Raw genomic sequence first — 14,596 nt, forward strand, 5'->3', positions numbered from 1 at the left:
CGGGGACATCAAACGCCGCGACGGGCCGCAAGGCAAGGCCGATGCGCGGCCAATTGCCCGGCGCTTTTGCGCGAAAGGCTGGCCTTCCGGCGCTGTAACGCTATAAGGCGCCCCACATCTTTGTTGCCCAGGGAGGAAAGTCTTGAGCGCATCGGCACAGCAGCGGGCCCCGAGCCCGCAGGATATTCTGGCCCGCAAGGGCGGCACACCGCTGGTGTGTCTGACCGCCTATACCACGCCCGTGGCGCAACTGACCGATCCGCATTGCGATATCGTTCTGGTCGGCGACAGCGTCGGCATGGTGCTGCACGGGCTGCCCTCGACCCTGGGCGTGACGATGGAGATGATGATCCTGCACGGGCAGGCGGTGGCGCGTGGGATGTCGCAGGCGATGATGGTCGTCGACATGCCGTTCGGGTCGTATGAGGAAAACCCGCAACAGGCGTTCCGCAACGCCGCCCGGATCATGGGCGAAACCGGCGCTGCGGCGGTCAAGCTGGAAGGCGGGGTCGAGATGGCCCCGACGATCCGCTTTCTGGTGGCGCGCGGCATTCCGGTGATGGCGCATATCGGGCTGACCCCGCAGGCGATCAACACGCTGGGCGGCTACAAGGTGCAGGGCCGGGGCGCGGATGCGGCACGGATCGTGGCCGATGCCGATGCAGTGGCCGCGGCCGGGGCCTTTGCCGTAGTGCTGGAAAAGGTGCCCGAGGTTCTGGCCGACCGGATTACCGCGCAGGTGGCAATCCCGACGATCGGCATTGGCGCCTCGGCGGCCTGTGACGGGCAGATCCTGGTGGTCGACGATATGCTGGGCCTGTTCACCGCGTTCAAGCCGAAATTCGCCAAGCGCTATGCCACGCTGGGCACCGATGCCGATGCGGCGATCGCGGCCTATGCGGCCGAGGTTCGCGCGCGCGCCTTTCCCGCGCCCGAGCATGTGTTCGGCGACACCGCGCCGGCCCCCAAACCATGAGGCTGATTCGCACCCTGCCCGAGCTGCGGGCGGCCACCGGCGTCTGGCACAAGGCGGGCGAAACCGTGGCCGTGGTGCCCACGATGGGCGCGTTGCACGCGGGACATCTGAGTCTTGTGAAGGCCGCCAAGGCGGGCGCCGACCGGGTGATCGTGACGATCTTCGTCAATCCCAGACAGTTCAACAATGCCGACGATCTGGCGAAATATCCGCGCACCGAACAGGACGACGCGGCAAAGCTGACGCCGTTCGCGGTGGATGCGCTGTATGTGCCCGATGTCGATCAGATTTATCCCGACGGCTTTGCCACCAACATATCGGTTTCGGCGGTCAGCGCGGGGTTGTGCGGCGCAAACCGGCCCGGCCATTTCGATGGGGTGGCCACGGTTGTGGCCAAGCTGTTCCTGCAAACCGGCGCCGATCGGGCCTATTTCGGCCAGAAGGATTTTCAGCAGTTGCAGGTGGTGAAACGCCTGGTGACCGATCTCAACATTCCGGTTGAAATCACCGGCTGCCCCACCGTGCGCGAGGCGGACGGGCTGGCGCTGTCGTCGCGCAACGTGCGCCTGTCGCCGCAGGTACGGGCCGCGGCCCCCGCGCTTTATGCCGCGATGCAGGCGGCGGCGGGCCGGATCGTGGCCGGGGCGCATGTGGGGGAAAGCCTAGCCCAGGCGCGCGCGGCGATCCTTGCCGCCGGCTATACCGAGGTCGAGTATCTGGAACTGCGGGCCGAGGACGGGCTGGCCCCGATGGCGGCGCTGAACGCCCCGGCGCGGTTGCTGGCAGCGGCGTGGCTGGACGGGGTGCGCCTGATCGACAACACCCCGGTTGTGCCTGCAGCGTAAGCGCCGGTTATTTGCGCGGCTTGCCCCCGAACGTGCCCAGCCAGGCGGTGAACCGGCCCCAGGTGCTGCGCGCCTTCTTGCGGGTGGCATCGGCATGTTCGTCGATGTCGATCAGCGTATCCTCGACATCTTCCAGCAGCGGGTCGATCGTGCGTTCACGGAACTGCGCCCAGACCCGCCACAGAAAGATCACCAGCAACGCCAGCAGCGTCAGGATGATGATATTCGTCCACGGGATCAGCCGCATGTCCGGTCCATCCACCCGCTTTACCCCGACCGCGTTGGGATAGATCGTCAGAAACTCGTTGCGCCAGCCGTAATGCCGCAATGCCACCCATTTCGGAGTGTCCGAGGTCGAGACCAGATCGCGCGCTTCGGCCTGAAGGTTCGAGCTGTCGAGCTTGAAATAGGGCGGCCAGCCCCAGCCGGTATCCTCGTTGCGATAGACCATCGGCTTGCCGTTGGGGCGGATCGCTTCGATGAAGCGCACGTCGCGGTTCGTCGCCGTGCTGTTCGTGCCGACATCGGGCGAGGCCCAGAAGATCGAGTTTTCGCCGAAATCGATTCGCCGCACATCGGTATTCACGATCCGCACGATATCGCGCTGCGGCAGCGTGTAATGCAGGAAACCGAACAGCAGCAGCGCGATCAGCGAAAGAAGGGTCCATTTAACGTAACGCATCGGTTCCTCACATGAAATTCATGACATAGACGAGTATCACAACCCCGACCACCGGCACCACGATGACCCCGGCGATCAGCTTGCGGCGCAGCGACGTTTCATAGGCGCGCATCCCGTCCTCGATATAGGCATCGCGCCCGGCGGCATCGAGGTCGCCCCCGGCGATCAGTTCGTCGGCGCGGTTCTCCAGTTTTTCACGGCGGACCGAGCGCGAATAGACCGAGACCAGAAGATACAGGATCATCAGGCCGATCAGCCCGAAAACCCCCAATCGGATCAGTCCCAACATCTATCGCGCCCTCCTGACAGCGCCCCAGGGGCCGACGCGATCGACGATCCGATCGCGCACCGGGGTCGGCTGGGGCTCTGCCATGCCCGGCTCTGTGCCGAACAGTGCCGTCCGCGCCCCGGCCTTGTCCACCTGATATTCCCGTTCCAGAAAATTGGCGACGAATTCCTTCTTGTCCTCGGGCCAGGTGGCATAAAGCCGGTAGAACAGTTGTTTGTGACAGATGAACACCTGCCGCACGTCCAGCGGCGTCAGTTCCGACAAAAGCTGATTCACCAGATCGCGGTCGGGGCCGGGGGCGGCGCGCAGCGTATAGAAATAGGCCGGGTGTTCGGATGTGATGCGCGGCCAGTCGCCGCCGCCTTCGACCCAGCGCAACAGATCGGCCAACCCCTGAAACGCCTCGGGCAGTGCCGCGCCCAGCCGTTGGGCCAGCTTGCGCAGATCGTGGCGCGACGCCCCGCCCAGGTCATAGCCCAGGGTCGCTGCGGCCTCGACCAGGATGAAATCCATTTTCTGACGCAGGATCGCGGCGGCATCCACGTTGCGCGCCTTCACGATTGGTTCGGCCAGCGCGTTGAGCTCCAGAAACCGGGCGATCTTGTTGCGTTCGGTCAGATCGAACAGCCGCTCGATCGGCAGAGGGCCCAGCGTGGCCTTGTCGCCCGCCGCGATCGCCGCCGGGTGGTTCAGATCGCGAAACACATACAGCCCGCCGAAATGATCGGTCCAGAAATTGCCCTGTTCAACGCTGACCTCGCGCAGCGAGATCGGGTTGCGGGTCACATCACCGGTTTCACGGGCCAGCCCGATCATGTCCGCGATCAGAACGTCATCCCACCAGGCATCCTCTTCCTCGCGAAAGCGGGTGATCAGCCCGGCCAGCTTGCCCGCATTCGCGACATGGCTGCGGGTGGTGTCGGCCTCGACCGTGATCTTGCGGATGTCGAACAGACGCGCGGGTGAGCCAAGTTCATAAACCGAATTCGCCAATTCGCCGGCCACCGCATCCTGCGCGGTGAGGGCGAAAAGCTGGGGCTCGTTTTCCGTGATGAACCGGCGTAGCAGCGCGCGCGAGGTGGAAAATTTCGCCCCCAGCAGCGGCGCGGTCTTCTGTTCGGTGGTCAGCAGGATGAACTGCCGGTTCACCCCGTTGGGGTTCAGGTACAGATGATCGCCCAACTCGTCGCCCACCTCGGGGGAATAGCCCGAGATGTCGATATGGAAATCGGGCAGGGCGGTGGTTTTACCCGTCAGATGCTGCAGCGCGCGGTTGTAGCGGGCGACAAGGGCCGGGCTGGACACCTCGATCAGGTTGCCGAACATCAGACCCTTTTGGATGAGGCGCTTCATGGCTTTGCCCCCTTCGCGGCATACCTTCTGCGCGCCTCTTCCATCCGGCCCATCTCGCGCACCGCGGTCTCGATGGCCACCTCGTCGGACTTATCGGCATAACGGAACTCGCTATCCGCGTAGCGGTTGATCTCCTGCACCACCATCTCCACCGTGATCGGCGTGGTCATTTCGCCGATCATGCCCAGCTTTTCGTCATAGGGTTTGAACAGGAACAGTTCGGGCTCTTCCATCCATTCGTCGGGCAACTCGAAATCCATCGCACGCACCTTCACCGCGTCGGTAATGTTCTTGATCGCCCGTCCGGTGAAGCGCGGGTCGGCCTGCTGGATCGCCTTCAGATAGCTGCCCAGCTTGGCGATCGTATCCAGCGGGCCAAGGTCGCGTGCCATTCCTTCCCACACCCGCAGCAAGCCTTCTTCCTGCGGGCGGCCGTGGGATTCGAAGCTGGCCGCCACCGCCCGCTTGATTTCCTGCGCGGCATAAAGGTCGTGATCGCCCAGCGGGATGGAATGGTTCTTTCCCATCAGCAGATGCAGGATGTCGATGTAATCCTCGCGCGTTTGCGGGCCGTCCACCAGAAACCGTGCGCCCGCACGCTGGCGCAGGGCGTCGTCGACGTTTTCGGGGAAGTTCGAGAACATCCCGAAGGTGCAGTTGCCGCGCACCACGGTATTCGCGCCGGCAAACGCCGCCATGAACACGGCGGTGACCTCCTGCTGACCTGCGCTGGACTGCCGGTCGCCGCGCTTGCCCGCGATCTGGTCTATATCGTCGATGGTGCCGAAGCCGATCACATTGGGATCAAGAACGTTGTTCACAAACGCCTTGGCATTTTGCCCCGACTTGCCCTGATAACTGTCGATCTGGTCGATGCCGAAATTCTGATAGCGGAACGGATAGCCCGCGTTCCGGCAATAGTCGTGGATCAGCCCGGCCATCATCTGGATCAGCGTGGTCTTGCCGGTGCCCGGCGCGCCGTCGCCCATGAAGGTGAAGATGAAGCCGCCCAGTTCGGCAAACGGGTTCAGCTTGCGCCCGAAATCATAGGCCATCAGCATCTTGGCCAGCCGCAGCGCCTGATACTTGGCGATGTGGTTGCCGACCACCTGATGCGGCGTCTTGAACGCCATGGTCACGGGGGCGCCCCCGGCCGCGCGCGCCGGGGTAAAGCCGCGGATGGTGAAATCATCCGCCTCGACCCGGTAGGAGGCCCCGGTGAACGGCCCCAGATGCGGTGCGGTCTGGGCGCGCAGGCCGACCTGTTCCATCAACTGCTCGGCAAAGGCGGCGACGGTGGCCACCAGCCGGGCCTCGTCGCTGGCGAAGGCGGCAAGGTTCTGATCCAGTTCCCACAGCGCGCCGTGCAGGGCCAGTTGCGCGTTGTCGGTCAGCACCTCCTCGACGCTGCCGATCTCGACCGTCGCTTCGCTCAGATGTGGCGCCAGAAGGAATGCGGCGGCATTGGCAAAGGTGCCCAGCGTCACCAGCGCCTCGGCGCTCAGAAGCTCGGAAAACCCGGTGCGGCGGGCGGCGGGCAGACTGCCGGCCAGGTTCTGTTTCTTCAGCTCGGTCAGACCGGTCTGCCCGGCATAGGTGTCGCCCATGGCCAGCGCGATCGCCAGCGCCCGGCGCAGCGCATGCAGCACCGTGGCCTGCATCGGCGATACCAGCGGATCATCGCCATCGGCGGCCTCGACCCGTTCGATCAGCCGCACCCCTTCGGGCCGCGCGGTCGGGCGGGTGACAAGGCCGGGCGTGGTGGACCGGAACCGCCGTGTCCGCGCCACGCCCGGCGAACGTTCCACCGGCGCGGCCTCCTTGCCACGGGCGATGCGCGGTGTGTGATCGACACCTTCCAGCATCGCCACGGCGGCGGGATAGTGCTTGACGATCTCGTCTTCGCGCAGCTCCATCGCGTCGGTGGGAAGGCTCATGCCAGTGTCCCTTTCCTCTTTCCCAAAATATCCCCGCCGAAGGCATGGAAACATGTGTCGCCCCGATCAGCGAAGTGGGCTGACAGGCCCGATAAGCGGCGCGCGGAGGGAAGAGACATCGACATCCCCCTACCTGTAGCTCAACACGCGCCCGCCCGGGCTGACCACGAATTTGCGCACATCGTGAAAGCCCGGCGGGTTGCGCTCGGCCAGTACCTGAAACGGACGCTGGGGCAGGATGATGCTGCGTTCGGTCCGGGTGGCGCCAGTATCCACCCCGCGCCCCGTGAACGGGTCCAGCGCGAAAACCTCGCGCTCTACCGTGCCGAACCAGCCCTGGCGCTCCGAAGTCACGCGCGCGCTTTGCAGTTCTTCCAGGGTCCAGGCCAGCGCCCAGTCTTCGCCCTGCGGCGCATTCGCCTGATCCAGCACATCGTGCAGCGGGCCGGACTGGCGGGTATAGGCCGACGAATACATCGGCCCGACATGGATGCGGCGCAGCCGTTTGGGGTGCAGATCGCCGAAATCGGTGTCGAACCCCTTGGCGATGGTCACCAGCTTCAGCGCGCCCAGCGATTGCGCCATCAGATGGGTCTGCACCTCGGGCCAGCGGCGTTCATCCTGCGGCAGGGCGCGGCGGCCGGTATCTTCGAGTTCCATCAGATAGATCGTGGGCAGGTTGATCTGGCTGTCATAGATCGCCCAATGCAGCAGGAACCGGCGCCGCTTGCCGTTTTCGAGGTCCGACAGGAACAGCGCCTCGGGGTCGTTTTGCGCCCAGAACAGCGCGCCGCCCTGAAGTGCCTCATAATACAGCCGCTGCGACAGGGCGAATTGCAGCCGGGTCGGGATCGTCTGCTCGCCCATGATCTGGCGGATCATTTGGTCCTTCAGCTCGCCCGGCGTGGGCAACTCGTTCAGATGCCGCCGCGCCTGAGCTGCGTCATTGGCCATGGTCAGCAACTCGCGAAACACCGGAAAGCCGCTTTCGTGGCTGTCGAAGGACAAGGAGCCGAAGAATTGCCCGGTATCGCGCCCGGTCATCAGATATTTCAGCGACAGCGCACGGAACGTGCCGGCGATGCCGGTGATATAGCGGCCCAGCACCGCCATGTCGGTGCGGTCCAGCGCGCCGTCGGCCTCCATTTCCAGCGCGACGCGGGCCAGATGCCGGATAATGCCATCGAACTTGGCGAAATAGCGCCGCGCGGCGAAGGTGTCTTTCAACGCGGCGTGGTCGCGGGTCAGGTTGATATCGCTCACACAATCCGCCTTTCGCGGGGCTCAGGCCCCATAAAGGTTCTTGTCGTGCTTCTCGACAATGGCCTGAAACCGGCGGGCGAAGCGTTCGTCCGACTTGGCCTTCTGTTCCAGCACCTTGCGGGCAAAGACCATGTGGTCTTCGTGCGCTTCCATCATCTCGGCCATGCGGCTGTTGGTGGCGCTGCCGATCGCGGCCATGGCGGTCTGGGCTTCCTTGTCGGTCTGCACGCCGATCTCGTTGATCCGGTGGGCCACGTCCTGCTGCTGTGCGGTTTTCAGCGATTTGGTCAGCGCGTCATACAGCACCACACGCTGCTTGGTGTCCGTCTGCAGCTTGTTGATCAGCACCATCTGCGTGGCGGCCTGATTTTGCAGGCTGTCGACCCAGGTCTTGCCCTTTTCGATGTACCGCTCCAGCGTCTGGGACTTGGCCAGCTTGACCTGCTCGTCCTGCACCAATTCGTTATAGCGGCTGTTCAGCCCGGCCAGTTCGGTTTCCAGCCGTGTGCGGGCGGCGGCGTCCTGTTCGACGCTGATCTTGTTCTCCAACGTGATGATCTGCGGATCCATGCCGGAAATCTCGGCGCGGACCTGCTCCAGTGTGCCCACTGTCGCCTCGCGCTCGTCCAGGGTTTCGGTCAGGTTGACCTCGACCCTGTCCTTTTGCTGGTTGAGCATATCGAGCTGGCCTTGCAGCAATTGCACGATCACGTCCGACTTGCCGATCAGATCCTGCAGCTTGTCGTCGATCGAGGCGCTGCGCAGCCGTTCCTGACGCATCGCTTCGGATTTGCCGCGGGCAAACACGCCGACAAAGCTTTCCCAGCCCGATTTGGTTCGCATCGCGTCGAAATCTTTCGAAAATGCGGCGGTGACGTCATCAAGCCCCATGATCAGCTCGGCGATATTGGCGTTCATCGCGTCCGTATGGGCATGCACATCGTCCAGCGTGGCGTTTTCGATGTCGATGCCGATATCGTCGCCGGCGGCCAGCTTGGAGCGGGCGGTTTCAATGCGGCCGGTCAGATCGGAGATCTTGGCCTGCGCCTGCGCCACCTGCTCTTGGGATTCGCGGATTTGCGCGTCGAAATCGGCCATCTGTGTCCCTCGTCTGAGATTGAATTGAGACTTATATGGGCAATGTTAACGCGATTTGCATCACCGCGTCATCCGATTTTCGGGTCGATTGACGGATTGCCCGGGCCAAGGGCGGGGGCTAGGGTCAGGGGATGAAAGATGCCACCGAAACCCGATTGTGCCAGCAGGTCGACAGCCGCCGCGACGACCTGATCGCGCTGTGTCAGGATCTGATCCGGATCCCCACGCTGAACCCGCCCGGCCTGAATTATCGCGAGATTTGCGGCTATCTGGCCGAGCGGCTGGCGAAATCGGGCTTTGCGGTGGAACTGGTGCGCGCCGAGGGGGCGCCCGCAGACAGCGTCAAGCATCCGCGCTGGAATATCGTTGCCCGGCACGAAGGCGCGAAACCGGGCGACTGTGTGCATTTCAACAGCCATCACGACGTGGTCGAGGTCGGCCATGGCTGGACCGTCGATCCCTTCGGTGGTGTGGTGCGGGACGGGCGCGTTTACGGACGCGGGGCCTGCGACATGAAAGGTGGGCTGGCGGCAAGCATCGTCGCGGCCGAGGCGTTCATTGCAACCTGCCCCGGTTACGCCGGCGCAATCGAAATCTCGGCCACGGCGGATGAGGAATCGGGTGGCTATGGCGGTGTCGCCTATCTGGCCGAAAAAGGGTATTTCAGCCCCGAGCGCGTGCAGCATGTCATCATCCCCGAACCGTTGAACAAGGATCGCATCTGTCTGGGCCATCGCGGCGTCTGGTGGGCCGAAATCGAGACCCAGGGCCGCATCGCCCATGGTTCGATGCCGTTTCTGGGCGATTGCGCGGTGCGGCACATGGGGGCGGTTCTGGACGAGATGGAGGCCACGCTGTTCCCGCTGCTGGCCACCAAGCGCACGGCCATGCCGGTGGTGCCCGAGGGCGCGAAGCAATCGACGCTGAACATCAATTCCATCCATGGCGGCGAGGCGGAGCAGGAGCCCGATTATACCGGTCTGCCAGCGCCCTGTGTGCCTGACCGCTGCCGCATCGTGCTGGACCGCCGCTTTCTGATCGAAGAGGATCTGGCCGAGGTCAAGCGCGAGGTGCGCGCGATGATGGAGCGTGTGAAGGCGCGGCGCCCGAGCTTTGAGTATGAGATCCGCGATTTGTTCGAAGTGCAGCCCACGATGACCGATCGGGACGCGCCGGTGGTCAAGACCGTGGCGCAGGCGATCGAAAAGGTGCTGGCGAAGGCGCCCGATTTCGTGGTGTCGCCCGGCACCTATGACCAGAAACATATCGACCGGATCGGCCGGCTGAAGAATTGCATCGCTTACGGCCCCGGCATACTGGATTTGGCGCATCAGCCCGATGAATGGGTCGGCATCGACGACATGGCGGACAGCGCCAAGGTGATGGCGCTGACCCTGGCGGAATTATTGCTGCGTTAGGGGCTGTTCATCCGGCCTGACGGTCCTCTTCGCGGGGGGCGATGAAGCCTGAGAGGGCTGAAAAGCGGCGGGCGCGTCGGAGATTTCATGCCTCCGGCGGGGATATTTGCACGAAAAAGAAGTCTGCGGTTCTATTCGCCATAGGGGACCCAGATGTTTTTCACCTCGGTGGCGGCGCGCAGGAAGTCGCGGCCTTCGCCTTCGGGCGCCAGCCAGTCGCGGGCGCGGGCATTGTTGACCCAGGTGCGTTTCAGGTTGCCGGCGGCGGCGCGTTCGACCGCGCCGGACAGGTCCGACGATGAAAAGCACCAGACCGCATCCACATCCATGTGGCCCGCCAGCGCGGGGGCCAGGGTGGCGTGGCTGCCGGTGACGATATTGACCACGCCGCCGGGCAGATCGGAGGTATCGAGGACCTGATAGAAATCGGTGGCGGCCAGCGGGTAGGGCTCGGACGGGACCAGCACGCAGGTATTGCCCATGGCGATGGCGGGCGCCATGAGGGATATGAGCCCGAGCAGCGGCGCCTCGTCGGGGCACAGCGCGCCGATCACGCCCACGGGGCTGTTCATCGCCAGCGCCACGCCGCGGATCGGCACCGAATGTACCGCGCCGTCGTATTTGTCGGCCCAGGCGGCGTAGGTGAACAGGCGCGCGATGGCCGCGTCCACCTCGGCCCGTGCAGTTTTTTCGTGCTGGCCGGTCAGGCCGCGTAGCCGTTCGGTGAATTCACCGTCGCGGGCCGACAGGTTTTCGGCGATGTAATAAAGGATCTGCGCACGCAGATGGCCGGTGGTCCTGGCCCAGCTTTTGGCGCTGTGGGCGGCCTCGACCGCGTTGCGGATATCCTTGCCGCTGCCCAGGCCGATATGGCCCAGAAGCCGGCCGCGCGGGCTGTGGACGACGCGCGAATAGCCGCTGTCGGGGCGGCTCTGTTTGCCGCCGACATAAAGCTTGGCAGTACGGTCGAGCGGATCGGCGACCTCTGGCTCCTCGGGGCGGGCTTCGGGGGCGATCTGTTTCAGGGGCCTGGTGGCATGGGCGGGTTTGAGATAGGCGTGGATGCCTTCCCAGCCGCCTTCGCGGCCGAACCCGCTTTCACGCATCCCGCCAAAGCCGGCGGCGGCGTCGAACAGGTTGGTGGCATTCACCCAGATCACGCCCGCCACCAGTTTCGGTGCGATATCGAGGGCGAGGTTCACGTTTTCGGTCCAGACTGACGCGGCCAGCCCGTAGCGGGTGTTGTTGGCCAACTCCACCGCTTCGGCCGGGGTGCGGAAGGTGCAGCCGACAAGGACGGGGCCGAAGATTTCCTCCTGCATCAGCCGGGCGGCGGGCGACAGGCCGGTGATCAGCGTCGGCGGATAGAAACAGCCCTGTTCGGGCAGGGCGCATCTGGCCTGATAGACCTCGCCCTCGGCCCCGCCTTCGTTGACCAGACGGGTGACCGTGTCCAACTGCACCGGATCGACCAGCGCGCCCACGTCGATGCATTTGTCCAGCGGATCACCGATGCGAAGCCCGTCCATCCGGGCCTTGAGCTTGTCATAGAACCGCTCGGCGATGCCTTCCTGCACCAAAAGGCGCGAACCCGCGCAGCAGACCTGACCCTGATTGAACCAGATCGCATCGACCAGCCCTTCGACCGCGCTGTCGAGATCGGCATCCTCGAACACGATATAGGGCGACTTGCCGCCCAGCTCCAGCGTCAGGGCCTTGCCGCTGCCTGCCGTGGCTTCGCGGATTTTGCGGCCGACCTCGGTCGAGCCGGTGAAGGCGATCTTGTCGATGCCGGGATGGGCCACGATCATCTCGCCCACGGCGCCGTCGCCGGTAACGATATTGACCACGCCCTTGGGCAGGCCAGCCTCGCGGCAGATATCGGCGAACAGAAGCGCGGTGAGCGAGGTGTATTCGGCCGGTTTCAGCACCACCGTATTGCCCGCGGCCAGCGCCGGGGCCACCTTCCACGCCAGCATCAGCAGCGGAAAGTTCCACGGGATGATCTGACCGCAGACACCCAGCGGGGCCTGATCGGGCAGTTCACTGTCCATCAACTGGGCCAGTCCCGCGTGGTAATAGAAGTGACGGTGCACCAGCGGCACGTCGATATCGCGGCTTTCGCGGATCGGTTTGCCGTTGTCCAGGGTTTCCAGCACGGCAAACAGGCGCGCGTGTTTCTGGATCAGACGGGCAAGGGCATAGAGATATTTGGCACGGGCATGGCCGGGCAGCTTGCCCCATTTGGCCTGCGCGCGGCGGGCCGCGTCAACGGCGGCGTCTATATCGGCCCGGGTGGCTTGTGTCAGGGTGGCCAGCACCTCGCCGGTTGCGGGGTTTTTGCTTTCGAATCCGTCGCCGGGTGCGGTGAATTTACCGTCGATGAAATGGCCGAAGCGATCGCCGCCATCCACCAGCCAGGCCAGCGCCTCGGCGGCACTTTCGGGGGCGGGGCCGTAGTCCATGCTGTCGAAGATTTCGGAAACGGTCATGGCGTTATCCCATCGGATGGCGGTAGGCGGCCGAGTATCGGCCAGTCACATGATGCTCCAACTGGCGCTCGATATCGCCCAGCAGGGACGAGGCGCCAAAGCGGAACAGATCGGGCTGAAGCCAGCGGGTGCCCAACTCGTCTTTCAGCAGCGCCAGATAGACCAGCGCGTCCTTGGCCCTGGAAATTCCCCCGGCGGGTTTATAGCCCACCCGGTGGCCGGTGCGGCTGTGATAGTCGCGGATCGCGCGCATCATCACCAGGCTGACCGGCAGGGTGGCGTTGACGGCCTCTTTCCCGGTCGAGGTCTTGATGAAATCGGCGCCCGCCATCATGCAGACCAGGCTGGCGCGGGCGACGTTGCGCAGGGTGCCCAACTCGCCTGTGGCCAGAATGGCCTTGATATGGGCCGCGCCGCAGGCTTCGCGGAAAATACGCATTTCGTCATACAGCGCCTGCCAGTTGCCGGTCAGGACGTGGCGGCGTGAAATCACGATGTCGATCTCGGCGGCGCCGGCCTTCACGCTTTCGTGGATTTCCTGCACCCGCAGGTGGAACGGCGACAGGCCGGCGGGAAAGCCGGTGGAAACCGCGGCGACCGGTATGTCGGTGCCCCGAAGTGCTGCGACGGCGGTTTCGACCATGTCGTGATAGACGCAGACCGCGCCGGTATGGATCCCGTCCATGCCAAGCGCGTCCAGAATGTCGGCGCGCACCGGCTGACGCGCCTTGGCGCACAGACGCCGCACGCGGCCGGGGGTGTCGTCGCCGGCTAGGGTGGTGAGGTCGATCAGCGTGACCGCCTTCAGCAGCCAGGCGGCCTGATAGTCCTTCTTGACCGATCGGCGGCCGGGCAGGCTGGCGGTGCGGCGTTCGATCGCCGAGGTATTGGCCTGAACGCTTTTGACCCAGTCCATGTCCAGGGCCATACCGGGATTACGTCCATGGCTGACCTGTGGCAGCGACGCGGCACCGGAATCTGCCGGGATGTCCTGGGATGTTGTCTGATCGGTCTGCACGGGTATCGGGCCTCCCCTCCGTTGCGGTGTGAAACTGGCACGGGGGGGCGGGATTGGCAAGCGGGGCCGCCGCGTCAGAGCATCAGGAAGTAATCGTCATGCGTGTACCAATAGGCCCGCAGATCGGCGGCGGTGGTGCGGGGCAGGGCCAGCGCCTCCATTGCGTAAAGATCGGTGCCGATCAGGGCGGCCAGCCGCATGGCGCGATCCGCGGCGGGGCGCGAGGGGCTGCCGGGGGTAAAGAACCCCTCGATCGTCGAGGCCGCGGACACCAGCGCGAAGATCAGTTCCAGTGGGCTGGCCTGCGGGGATTCGCAGGTCATGTCGCGTACCACCCGGCGCCAGCCATCCGAAGAGGCCAGCATGGTTTCAAGCGCGAATCTGGTCAGCTGGTCGGAAATGGAATCGGGCATAAACAACAAGGCACTTTGGCAACGTCCAGCGAAAAGGCTGGCTTACCCGGCAGCTATACACCGCTGCGGTGCGGCGCGTCGAGTGTGGGAACCCAGTCCAGCCAGCCGCAATAGGGATCTTTGCGGACCTGCCCAAGAAGGGCGCGCAGTTGTGTCAGCGGGGTTTCGCTGTGATCAATGCGCAGGGTCAGCGGCGCGATGTCGGTGCCGACGATCAGCAGCGCCGCCGACAGCAGGCCGCGGCTGTCCGAGCCGGCGGCCTCGCCTGCGTCAAGCGCGCATAACAGGCGTTCGGCGAAATCGCCGCTGGCCGACAGATAGCCCGCCAGTACCGCATCCAGCACCGACGCTGATGTCAGCATATTGCCGGTCACGATTACCCCTGGCGCCCGGTGTTCGCCGCAGGCGGGCAGGCTTTGCGCGCCGGTAAAGGCGGCGGTGCCCCCGGCCGGGTCCAGGGCGGCAAGTTGGCGGAAGTCGCGGCCGGTATCGGGACGCACCGTGGCCGCGACCGCCTCCGGCGCGCTGTGCCCGCGCTGCATCCGCTCCAGCACCGCCTCGCCCCACAGGGTCGAGGGCGACGTGCCCTGCGAGGCGGACATACCCGCGCGCGCGTCGCCGCGCAGCACCCAGCCGCCCACACACAGGCTGCCGGTGGCGGCCGCGCCGCCCAATCTGCCTGTTTCTTGATCAATTGCGAGGATTGAGTAGGTCATTTCACCTTCCGGGTCGGGGTTTGCATCCCATTTATCATGAAAAATTCGACCGAGCCAATTTATCATGATAATTTTTCCGGGACTCACAAAAACATA

The 14,596-nt window shown here is 64.6% G+C and carries 13 protein-coding genes; 3 read left to right on the plus strand and 10 right to left on the minus strand.

What is annotated here, in order from left to right:
* Positions 1–142 precede the first annotated feature (142 nt).
* Together panB and panC are read left to right on the plus strand one after the other, a co-directional pair.
* Complete coding sequence (gene panB, locus ACSR1C_RS06955; RefSeq protein ID WP_460258895.1) at positions 143–976, plus strand: 3-methyl-2-oxobutanoate hydroxymethyltransferase; 834 nt, start codon at positions 143–145, stop codon at positions 974–976.
* Positions 973–1,821, plus strand: coding sequence for a pantoate--beta-alanine ligase (panC, locus tag ACSR1C_RS06960; RefSeq protein WP_460258894.1), 849 nt, complete (start codon positions 973–975; stop codon positions 1,819–1,821). Before panB ends, panC begins: the two co-directional genes overlap by 4 nt.
* 7 nt (positions 1,822–1,828) lie before the next feature.
* Here panC and ACSR1C_RS06965 read toward each other — a convergent pair whose 3' ends face one another.
* The 6 genes from ACSR1C_RS06965 to ACSR1C_RS06990 form a co-directional block, all read right to left on the minus strand.
* Positions 1,829–2,503 (minus strand): DUF1523 family protein, encoded by a 675-nt coding sequence (locus ACSR1C_RS06965; protein ID WP_460258893.1) that lies wholly within the window; start codon positions 2,501–2,503, stop codon positions 1,829–1,831.
* Between the two features lie 7 nt (positions 2,504–2,510).
* Positions 2,511–2,792 carry a hypothetical protein gene (locus ACSR1C_RS06970; protein ID WP_460258892.1) on the minus strand — a complete coding sequence of 94 codons (282 nt, stop codon included), beginning with the start codon at positions 2,790–2,792 and terminating at the stop codon, positions 2,511–2,513.
* Positions 2,793–4,145: a DUF6638 family protein gene (locus ACSR1C_RS06975; protein ID WP_460258891.1), complete on the minus strand. Its 1,353-nt coding sequence runs from the start codon at positions 4,143–4,145 to the stop codon at positions 2,793–2,795.
* Positions 4,142–6,082 carry an AAA family ATPase gene (locus ACSR1C_RS06980; RefSeq protein WP_460258890.1) on the minus strand — a complete coding sequence of 647 codons (1,941 nt, stop codon included), beginning with the start codon at positions 6,080–6,082 and terminating at the stop codon, positions 4,142–4,144. The genes ACSR1C_RS06975 and ACSR1C_RS06980 overlap by 4 nt, the downstream gene beginning before the upstream one ends.
* Positions 6,083–6,211: 129 nt before the next feature.
* Complete coding sequence (locus tag ACSR1C_RS06985) at positions 6,212–7,345, minus strand: hypothetical protein (RefSeq protein ID WP_460258889.1); 1,134 nt, start codon at positions 7,343–7,345, stop codon at positions 6,212–6,214.
* A gap of 21 nt (positions 7,346–7,366) precedes the next feature.
* A complete protein-coding gene (locus tag ACSR1C_RS06990; RefSeq protein ID WP_460258888.1) occupies positions 7,367–8,443 on the minus strand; it encodes a hypothetical protein in 1,077 nt (358 codons plus the stop codon).
* Between the two features lie 131 nt (positions 8,444–8,574).
* Between ACSR1C_RS06990 and ACSR1C_RS06995 the strand changes: the two genes are divergently transcribed.
* Positions 8,575–9,861: an acetylornithine deacetylase/succinyl-diaminopimelate desuccinylase family protein gene (locus ACSR1C_RS06995; protein ID WP_460258887.1), complete on the plus strand. Its 1,287-nt coding sequence runs from the start codon at positions 8,575–8,577 to the stop codon at positions 9,859–9,861.
* 131 nt (positions 9,862–9,992) lie between these two features.
* Here ACSR1C_RS06995 and ACSR1C_RS07000 read toward each other — a convergent pair whose 3' ends face one another.
* The 4 genes from ACSR1C_RS07000 to ACSR1C_RS07015 form a co-directional block, all read right to left on the minus strand.
* Positions 9,993–12,353, minus strand: coding sequence for an aldehyde dehydrogenase family protein (locus ACSR1C_RS07000; RefSeq protein ID WP_460258886.1), 2,361 nt, complete (start codon positions 12,351–12,353; stop codon positions 9,993–9,995).
* A gap of 4 nt (positions 12,354–12,357) precedes the next feature.
* On the minus strand, positions 12,358–13,371 hold the full coding sequence (gene deoC / locus ACSR1C_RS07005; protein WP_460258885.1) for a deoxyribose-phosphate aldolase: 1,014 nt from the start codon (positions 13,369–13,371) through the stop codon (positions 12,358–12,360).
* A gap of 74 nt (positions 13,372–13,445) precedes the next feature.
* The gene (locus ACSR1C_RS07010; RefSeq protein ID WP_460258884.1) at positions 13,446–13,784 is read right to left on the minus strand and encodes a hypothetical protein; all 339 of its coding nucleotides are present in this window, start codon (positions 13,782–13,784) and stop codon (positions 13,446–13,448) included.
* Positions 13,785–13,837: 53 nt separating this feature from the next.
* A complete protein-coding gene (locus ACSR1C_RS07015) occupies positions 13,838–14,500 on the minus strand; it encodes a DUF1028 domain-containing protein (protein ID WP_460258883.1) in 663 nt (220 codons plus the stop codon).
* Between the last annotated feature and the right edge of the window lie 96 nt (positions 14,501–14,596).

Source organism: Actibacterium sp. D185-2, from assembly GCF_054954595.1.